We start from the raw sequence: 6,924 nt of genomic DNA, 5'->3' as shown, positions 1-6,924 counted from the left end.
AAAATGTTCTTCTGTGCCTGGGACAATCCTTCGTATCGTATCATTAATACTCATACCCGGAATGGTTGTTCCGGCCGGGATCACTGATTCAAAACTATCTGCTTCAGCGTTTAGCACATTGAGATTCCCGGGGTGCAGCAATTGCCAGATACTGCTGTCTTTAGCTGCCTCTAATAATTCAGAATTGAGTACGATATCATTAAACTTCCGGTACTGCCTTACATGGGGAAAAGCTTTAAAGGTATCCTTTTGGGTATCAAGTTTTACGAGAACCAGCGTGTCTAATACTACAGATGAATTATGAAACCAAATATTCTCATCGGTGTCTTCAAATAAAACTTCGATAAACCCTTTCAATGGCAAATGTGATGGGTCCGTTATACTGGATAAATAATTGACAAAGTGATCCTTTTTTGGATCGTAGGAAATCACCCCTTCCCCATGGTTTCCAGTCCATAATTTACCATCTCTGGCCTTTATAAGTCGTGTACCTCCGCGTAATTTTAACTTACCATCCTGATCTGATGACTCTCCCCGAAATACTTTGAAGGTATACCCATCATATTTTACAATTCCATTCTGGGTGGTGATCCAGATAAATCCCTGCTCGTCCTGTATAACATCCCGGGCAAATTCCTCCGGCAAGCCTTCGGCTACCCCGTATTTTTCAAAAGCGATCTTATCCGGTAGGGATTGGGCCACCAGGCCGGTACTTAGGATGAAGGATAATAGGATGAAAGCAAGAAGTAATAGCCGTTGGATGAAACTACTCATAATGTTGGTTTTCGGTTGGATCCGTCTTATAGCCTTGAAACAGAGCCGAAATAAGACGCTGAAAAACAAAGGATTTCTACGCTAAAAGCTCCTTGCTATCTAATATAAGCAAGTTTTTAGAATAAACTGGGAGGAGGCAATTGACAATCAAAGTTCCTCCAGAATAAACTGCATCGTTCTAAAAGAAGGTTCCTTTTGTAACTACAAAAGATCCATTGTCTGACCTGAATTGATTTTGGGTGTAAGAAGTGTTTCTGAAGCAGCAGTATGCTTCTTTGCTCTTAGAAAAAAAAGCACCGAAGTGCTTTTTAATTTCCTGATTGAAGTGCTTTCCAATTTGGATAAAAGAGCCATTTGGTGTCAGAGCTCAGATCCTGCACAGCTGTGATCTTTTCATCTTTATAATAGCTTTGGATGCCACTTCCTCCACCCCAATTAATAGGGATACGTTCGCCTTCAAATGTTGTCTTCACCAGGTTCCATCCCTTTTTGAATTGTACATTGATCTTTTTATAGAGATCAAAGTCCTTTCCGGAGCTGCGGCCACGTTCGATCGTACATACTGCCTCGGTATTACTGGGTGCACTTACATATACCAACTGCATTCGATGTCCAGGTATCCCATAGTAATCATTTGCCGTAGTCCAACCATCAATAATGTCATTGGAAGAGGACAACCAAACATTGCCAAGTTCCTCCCCATTTTTCATGATCCGTATGTCTGGTCTCAAATAACCGGCAGAGGGATTCGTCCATTTTTGGTTAGTAGTTGTGCCTGTCATGCAATTGACCCAACGGGCATCTGCAACCGTTGTTTTATGGGTGCTGGCTTTTTCTGGCAGGTCAAAAGTAAATCTGCCATTAGATTCTACGACACCGATCTTTTTGGTATACCCGGGGCTGTTGGGATATCGGGTCATCCCTACCAAAACCACCTCGGCTTCTCCATAGGTCCAGTTCTCGAATTTTGTTCCCGTCCCCTTGCTGATCAGGTATTTTTTCGAGTAGTCTTCCGAAGTAGTTGGTGATTTTTTTTGATTTGCTTTGGCTTTCTGTTCTTTGGCCAATTGGTCCTGAAACTCCTTGATCTTTACTGCGCCCTCTTTCATTTCCTGTGTATTCGCCCTCTTTCATTTCCTGTGTATTCATCATGCTGTCATATTGCCGCTGCATCTTTTCCATCATTTTCTTGGCATTTTTCTGCATTTCTTCTGCCTGCTTCTGTTGTTCAGGGGTTTGTGCAATAAGATTGGCAGAACAAACCAATAAAAGTGTAAGGCAAAGTGTTTTAATCATTTTCATAACTGTTATTCTTAATTGTTAAAAAATGGTATTTTAAATTCGCTGGCTCCGGGCAAAGTCACAAGATATTGTTGCATGCCATCGTCGGGCTGATAAGCATACCTAAAAAAAGATAGATACTAATTATTATCCAATAAGTCGGATAGGTGGTCTTAGCTGCTATCTATTAATGTTATTTATTTGGCGGATATAAGATATGTAAATAACCGCTTGATTACCAGAAATATGTATCATTTGCCGGGCTGGTTGTATAGTTAGCTCAAATTGGAAAGAGGCAAAAAAAAAAAATTGACCCAATAGGTCAATTTAAAAGAAATATAAAACAAGTCGTACGGCCCCCCGATACATCATAATACTAATTACATTATTGGAATTGTTGATCTAGGTAGTTCCCCCGAAACCTACAATCTAACAAATACTTCGCCATTTACATGGCCAGGTTGTCCAACTATACTGTAATTCTACCCTTACTTTTTGGTTGCCACAGAGACCGTACGGCTTGTTTTTCAATAGTTTGAAAACTTCATTTTACAATGAAGCACATCTAATATACATAATAATCTTTTACTATAACGTTATCGTAAAAGTAAAAATTTGAACATTTCGTTTTTCTTTTCCTACGAATTCAGGGCGAATCTCGATTGAACCCGATTATTATTAGCCTACATTGGTGATGGAGGTTCGTTTAGAAAACTCAAACTTCACATTTTAATAACATAGCCCACTGATTATCTGAAATCACTCTCAATAAGGGCTTACAACTAAATTAAAAAGGAATAATGTTCCGGTATGTTCGATCACCTGAACAATTACGGGTTCTCAAAATCCAAAGTGTTGGATTGAGGCGTCTCCATAACTACGGTGTTCTCCATTATTGTAGACTCGTTATAGCCCGTAATAACGGCTAGCACCAACATGGCGACAAAGATGACAAATAAAATCACGCATTTTTTCATGATCTTGGTTTTTTGGGACTACTACTATAAATTGGGGGAATACATTTAAACGAGTATACAAGGTATGAGGGAAGTTGAGCCCTCGCAAATTATTTGTATGAATGGTCAAATAATCCGTATGAACTGCACATTGGCTTCGCTTACCTTAGTATTTGTCTGGCTTGAGATCACCACTACATATACTTGAAGTGCCATTAGCCACTATTTATATAAAATACCCATTATACGCCCCTTAGGTGCATTGATACGCGATCTTTTACCATCGATACAATTCCAGGAAACTAGGCAGGGTATAGCTCTATTTTTGCTTAAATTACCTTATATTGATATGTCTATGATCGAAGCAGTTTTAGTAGATGATGAAGTAAAGGCACTTCAAAGCCTTTCCTGGGAGTTGACCAATTTCAGTGATGAAATTGAGATCATTGCATCCTTCACGGATCCGATTGAAGCTCTTGGTTATCTGGAGGGTAACAGACCGGATTGTCTTTTTTTAGATATTGAAATGCCCACTATGGATGGATTTCAATTCATAAAAAACCTTAAGACAAAAAATTTTCCTGTAGTTATAACTACCGCATATAATCAATACGCTATTAAAGCCTTGAAAAATGAAGCTATTGATTACTTGTTAAAGCCTATAGATTCAGACGACCTAAAGGATACGATCGGGAAGATAAAGCGTTATAACGCCCGTAATTACACCGCTGAAAACCTTGAAAAATTATTGTTGAAATTCAACAATAACCCTATTCGTAAAAAGATCACGTTAAATACTGATGGGAAGCTCATTTTTTTGGAAAGCGACGAGATCCTGTATGCAGAATCTGATGGAAACTATAGCACCATATTTCTTACCAACGGCAATAAAATAGTACTCACCAAAAAACTGAAGGAAGTAAATGAGATCCTTCCCTCCGATACATTTTTCCGAGTACATAATTCCTACATTGTAAACATTGGGAAGATCAAGGAATTCCTTAAAACAGACGGCTATGTGATCCTTGATTCTAAAAATAAAATTCCAGTTTCACGCCAGAAAAAAAGTGATTTTCTGGATTTGTTGTAATCCCGTAAATTGACTGGTTGAATGCGAGTCCTTTTACAGATAGCCATCCTTCTCTTCCTTTCCTTACTTCAGGTTAGGCAAACTCCTCAGGAATACCAAGCAAAAACGGATAGCCTTATCCTAAAAAGGCCTGTGGCCTATGCTTCTATTGATCACGTTTTTGGGCCTTATCGCAATGATACCCTGGTCTTGAATTTTTTAAAACTCAAATCACGACGGACCAATTACCCGGAAGGTCTGTGTTATTCAAATGCACACCTAGCTCAGATCTATCAAAAAAATGGTCTTTTTACCAAGGCCCATGTTTCTTTTATGGAGGCCCTTGAGGCTTCAGATCAATCCGAAAATCCTGAATATAAGGTAAACACGCTTGTCAAACTTGCCGGCCTTCATGAGGAAACCGATAGTCTGAAAACTGCCATTTACTTCTATCAGGATGCGTTGGCCATTACAGATTCATTAGAAACACTTTCAAAAAATACCCTGCTGAATAAGCAAGAAGCCGAAATTAGATTGGGCGATCTATTCAGGCTCCTTCAGAATCCCAAAACTGCTATTCAATACTATAACAATGCCCTGGATTCAGATTTCTTAATTGATGGGTCAGAAGAACTCCCCGCTATTCATTTGAGGATCGGACAGGCATTAAAAGATCAGGGCAAGCCGGAAGCAGCTCTGATTGCTTACAGAAAAAGCAGGGCTGCAGCACAAAGCTCCAATAATTCAAACTTGCATAATTGGTCTGTTCTGGCAATGGCAGATCTGTTCGTGGAAACAGATCGACTGGAGGAAGCTAGAGAACTATTTACTTCCTTACATAAGGAAAATGAGGAGGAGGACGACGACCTGCAATTGGCAACCCTACTATTACAAAGCAAATTATTAGCAAAAAGGGGTGCCTTGTCAGAGACACGGGAATTGCTATCAGATGGTATGGCACTGGCAACGCGAACCGATAACAGATCGGCTCAGGCAGAAATTAACTTAATGCGCTCTGATCTGGAACGCAAGGCCGGAAATTTTGAGGCAGCACTCAATGCATATTCAAGATATCACGAACTGCAAAATGATCTCCAGCTGCCAAAATTCCGAGCCTATCTATACAATGCTATCATACCTAATAATGCAAATGCCCGGAAAAGTGAACTGCAATTGCTGACAGAGCTCAATGAGCTCAATGAATTTCGATTAAAACGCAATCAGAATACTTTCTTGATCACCGGCCTTTTATTTGCCTTGCTTTCACTGGTTCTTTATATCATCTATAGACAATATCAACTGAGAAACGAACGCAAGGTTGTTTCCCTGGAACAAACCATGTTACGGAGTCAGATGAATCCGCATTTTTTGTTTAATACTTTAAACTCCATCAAGCATTATATTATCAATAATGAACAAAAAAATGCCGTTCACTACCTGAATAAATTCTCCAAATTAGTCAGGCGAATTTTAGAAGCTTCTTCGGCCCGGGAGACTACCTTATCTGAAGAGCTGGAGACCGTGGAATTGTATATGAATATTGAGAATATCAGATTTTCCTACGAAATAGATTTTCAGATCCACATGGATGAGCAGGTAGACCCGGATCACATCCGTATTCCCTCACTGATCCTTCAACCTTTTTTGGAAAATGCCCTGTGGCATGGGCTCTCCTCCAAGAAAGGAGCGAAAAAAATCGATCTTCTGGTAGAGCGTGATGAGGACGATAAGATCAGTATTGAAATTCGAGATAACGGAGTGGGGCGCGCAGCCTCTCAAAAAATGAAGGAGAGCAGGGTCCTTAAGCGAAAATCCCTGGGGATAGACATTACAAAAGAGCGACTTCAAAACTTTGCCAAGGATTACCAAAATAATTTTACTATTGAAATTAACGACCTGGTAGACCCGGCAGGAAATCCCGAAGGCACAAGTGTTACCTTGCATATTCCTACTATCTAAGACTTGGCCGCTTCTTCAAGATCTTGATACCAGGCTTCCCCGAATTTTCGGATCAGTGCATCTTTGACAAATTTGTATAAAGGTGTTTTTAGTTTTTGCCCCAGATCGCAAGCAGCATTACACAAATGCCATTTGTGATAATTCACAGCAATAAGTTCCGTATACTCTTTTACTCTTACCGGATAGAGGTGACAGGATATAGGTTTTTGCCATGAGATCTTCTCTTCCTGAAAAGCTTTTTCAATACCACATTTAGCTACACCCCCGGGATCAAATATAACATAAGCGCATTCCTTGTTATTCACTAACGGAGTTTCCCATTCCCCATCGCTTCCTTTAACAAAGGCTCCTTGCTTTGAAATAGCGTTAATCCCTTCTGGCCTGAGAAATTCTTTTACTTTTGGATAGATCTCATCCAGGATCGCCAATTCATCCTCCTCCAGGGGAGCCCCTGCTTCCCCTTGCACGCAACATCCTCCTTTACAGGCATTGAGATCGCAGGTAAAATGAGCTTCCAGTAATTCGTCAGATACAAGTGTTTTTTCTATTTGAATCATCTGTATAAATTCATATTTAAAGATACAAGATAGCGCCTAATTATAGGAAATTTATCCCTCATAGGTCTTATAATCAAAAGCAAAATAAACCGTAGTTTTGTGGCTTATCAGAAATGATTTTCAATGAATAAAAAACTAATATTAATCCTGATCGGAATAGCGCTTCTCCTGATCATTTATAATGCAACGCTTATCAGTACTTCAGCCCCATTTGAAGGGGAGAGTATAGTGGCAATAATCGGCATTGTTGCCGCATTATGTGCGATAGTTTTACTTCTGATATATTGGACTTCCAAAAAAATACAGCAATCCCTGGATGAAGAAGATA

General features: G+C 39.7%; 7 protein-coding genes. 3 read left to right on the top strand and 4 right to left on the bottom strand.

Annotated elements, in window-relative coordinates:
- The 3 genes from Q0X89_RS01260 to Q0X89_RS01250 all read right to left on the bottom strand — a co-directional run.
- Window positions 1-774: hypothetical protein (locus Q0X89_RS01260; RefSeq protein WP_297690796.1), on the bottom strand; the 774-nt coding region annotated here is incomplete at its 3' end.
- 308 nt (window positions 775-1,082) lie between these two features.
- Window positions 1,083-1,883, bottom strand: a complete 801-nt coding sequence (locus Q0X89_RS01255) for a hypothetical protein (protein ID WP_297690795.1) — start codon at window positions 1,881-1,883, stop codon at window positions 1,083-1,085.
- Window positions 1,884-2,885: 1,002 nt separating this feature from the next.
- Entirely contained in the window at window positions 2,886-3,032 is a 147-nt protein-coding gene (locus Q0X89_RS01250) for a hypothetical protein (RefSeq protein WP_297690794.1), read from the bottom strand.
- Between the two features lie 334 nt (window positions 3,033-3,366).
- On the opposite strand from Q0X89_RS01250, the gene Q0X89_RS01245 reads away from it, so the two are divergent.
- Complete coding sequence (locus Q0X89_RS01245) at window positions 3,367-4,101, top strand: LytTR family DNA-binding domain-containing protein (RefSeq protein WP_297690797.1); 735 nt, start codon at window positions 3,367-3,369, stop codon at window positions 4,099-4,101.
- A gap of 21 nt (window positions 4,102-4,122) precedes the next feature.
- The gene (locus Q0X89_RS01240; protein WP_297690793.1) at window positions 4,123-6,039 is read left to right on the top strand and encodes a histidine kinase; all 1,917 of its coding nucleotides are present in this window, start codon (window positions 4,123-4,125) and stop codon (window positions 6,037-6,039) included.
- Here Q0X89_RS01240 and Q0X89_RS01235 read toward each other — a convergent pair.
- Entirely contained in the window at window positions 6,036-6,596 is a 561-nt protein-coding gene (locus Q0X89_RS01235; protein ID WP_297690792.1) for a DUF3109 family protein, read from the bottom strand. The genes Q0X89_RS01240 and Q0X89_RS01235 overlap by 4 nt on opposite strands.
- A gap of 123 nt (window positions 6,597-6,719) precedes the next feature.
- Between Q0X89_RS01235 and Q0X89_RS01230 the strand changes: the two genes are divergently transcribed.
- The coding region (locus Q0X89_RS01230) for a hypothetical protein (RefSeq protein WP_297690791.1) at window positions 6,720-6,924 on the top strand (205 nt) is incomplete at its 3' end.

Origin of the sequence: uncultured Eudoraea sp. (genome assembly GCF_947258525.1) — a bacterium.
GTDB lineage: Bacteria > Bacteroidota > Bacteroidia > Flavobacteriales > Flavobacteriaceae > Eudoraea.
Note: the sequence above shows the minus strand (reverse complement) of the source record. Positions and strands in the feature narration are given on the sequence as shown.

What these genes read in the sequence shown, in the direction of transcription:
- Q0X89_RS01255 (WP_297690795.1), bottom strand. Translation starts at nt 1,883, where the DNA reads ATGAAAGAGGGCGCAGTAAAGATCAAGGAGTTTCAGGACCAATTGGCC.
- Q0X89_RS01250 (WP_297690794.1), bottom strand. Translation starts at nt 3,032, where the DNA reads ATGAAAAAATGCGTGATTTTATTTGTCATCTTTGTCGCCATGTTGGTG.
- Q0X89_RS01245 (WP_297690797.1), top strand. Translation starts at nt 3,367, where the DNA reads ATGATCGAAGCAGTTTTAGTAGATGATGAAGTAAAGGCACTTCAAAGC.
- Q0X89_RS01240 (WP_297690793.1), top strand. Translation starts at nt 4,123, where the DNA reads ATGCGAGTCCTTTTACAGATAGCCATCCTTCTCTTCCTTTCCTTACTT.
- Q0X89_RS01235 (WP_297690792.1), bottom strand. Translation starts at nt 6,596, where the DNA reads ATGATTCAAATAGAAAAAACACTTGTATCTGACGAATTACTGGAAGCT.